A 1,623-nucleotide genomic window follows, 5' to 3' on the forward strand; every position below is an offset into this window, starting at 1 on the left:
GGCGGCCGGGGCGCGGGGCGGGCCGTCGCTCGGGGCGCGGCTGGGCGCGCTGCCCCGGATGATCCGGGCGACCACCCGGGGGGAGTACGACGGCGGCCTGCGGCTGGCCCTCATGACCGCGGCGACGGCGTACATCGTCTCGCCGGTGGACCTGCTTCCGGAGATCCCGCTGGCGATCTTCGGACTGGCTGACGACGCGGTCATGGTGACGTGGCTGGCCGGCAGCGTGCTGGCCGAGACCGAGCGGTTCCTGGAGTGGGAGGCCCGGCGCAGCTCGGTGATCCCCGGACACGTGGCGTCCTGAACCCACGTACCCTGGGGCGTCGAGAAGACGTCTGCCCGGCCGCCGCCGGCGGCGCCGGAGGAGAAGGGCACAACGAGGTGCGGTACTACGACAACGTCGTCGAGCTGATCGGCAACACCCCGCTGGTACGGCTGCGCAACGTCACGGCCGGGATCCAGGCCACCGTCCTGGCGAAGGTGGAGTACCTCAACCCGGGCGGCTCGGTGAAGGACCGGATCGCCCTGCGGATGGTGGAGGACGCGGAGAAGGCGGGCCTCCTCCAGCCGGGGGGCACGATCGTCGAGCCGACCAGCGGCAACACCGGCGTCGGCCTGGCGCTGGTGGCACAGCTGCGGGGCTACAAGTGCGTCTTCGTCTGCCCCGACAAGGTCAGCCAGGACAAGCAGGACGTGCTGCGGGCGTACGGCGCCGAGGTGGTGGTCTGCCCGACCGCCGTGGCCCCGGAGGACCCGCGCTCCTACTACAACGTCTCGGACCGTCTGGCCCGGGAGATCCCCGGCGCCTGGAAGCCCAACCAGTACAGCAACCCGGCCAACCCGCGCTCGCACTACGAGACCACGGGGCCCGAGCTGTGGGAGCAGACCGGGGGCGAGATCACCCACTTCGTGGCGGGCGTCGGCACCGGCGGCACCATCTCCGGCATCGGGCGCTACCTGAAGGAGGCCTCGGAGGGCCGGGTGCAGGTCGTCGGCGCCGACCCGGAGGGCTCCGTCTACTCCGGCGGCACCGGCCGGCCCTACCTGGTCGAGGGCGTCGGCGAGGACTTCTGGCCGGAGACGTACGACCGGGGGGTCGCCGACGAGATCATCGAGGTCTCCGACAAGGCGTCCTTCGAGATGACCCGTCGGCTGGCGCGCGAGGAGGGGCTGCTGGTCGGCGGCTCCTGCGGGATGGCCGTGGTGGCCGCCCTCGAGGTGGCCCGCAAGGCGGGCCCGGACGACGTGGTCGTGGTGCTGCTGCCGGACAGCGGCAAGGGCTACCTGTCCAAGATCTTCAACGACGGCTGGATGGCCCGCTACGGCTTCCTGGACAACGCCGGCACGGAGCCGACGGTCGCCGACGCGCTCGCCGGCAAGCCGGGCGGCCTGCCCGAGCTGGTGCACGTGCACCCGACCGAGACGGTCCGGGACGCGATCGACTACATGCGCGAGTACGGCGTCTCGCAGCTTCCGGTGCTCAAGGCCGAGCCCCCGGTGGTCACCGGCGAGGTGGCCGGCTCGATCGCCGAGAAGGACCTGCTCGACGCGCTCTTCACCGGCCAGGCGCACCTGCACGACACCATCGAGCGGCACATGGCCGAGCCGCTGCCGATGATCGCC

At 72.3% G+C, this 1,623-nt stretch carries 2 protein-coding genes; both read left to right on the forward strand.

The window, feature by feature from the left end; genetic code table 11:
* On the forward strand, positions 1-304 hold a 304-nt coding region (locus tag AB0B91_RS65820; protein WP_358343183.1), incomplete at its 5' end, for a YkvA family protein.
* Positions 305-381: 77 nt separating this feature from the next.
* Positions 382-1,623: cystathionine beta-synthase (locus tag AB0B91_RS65825; protein ID WP_358343185.1), on the forward strand; the 1,242-nt coding region annotated here is incomplete at its 3' end.

It is taken from the genome of Nonomuraea sp. NPDC049141, from assembly GCF_040648415.1.
GTDB lineage: Bacteria > Actinomycetota > Actinomycetes > Streptosporangiales > Streptosporangiaceae > Nonomuraea.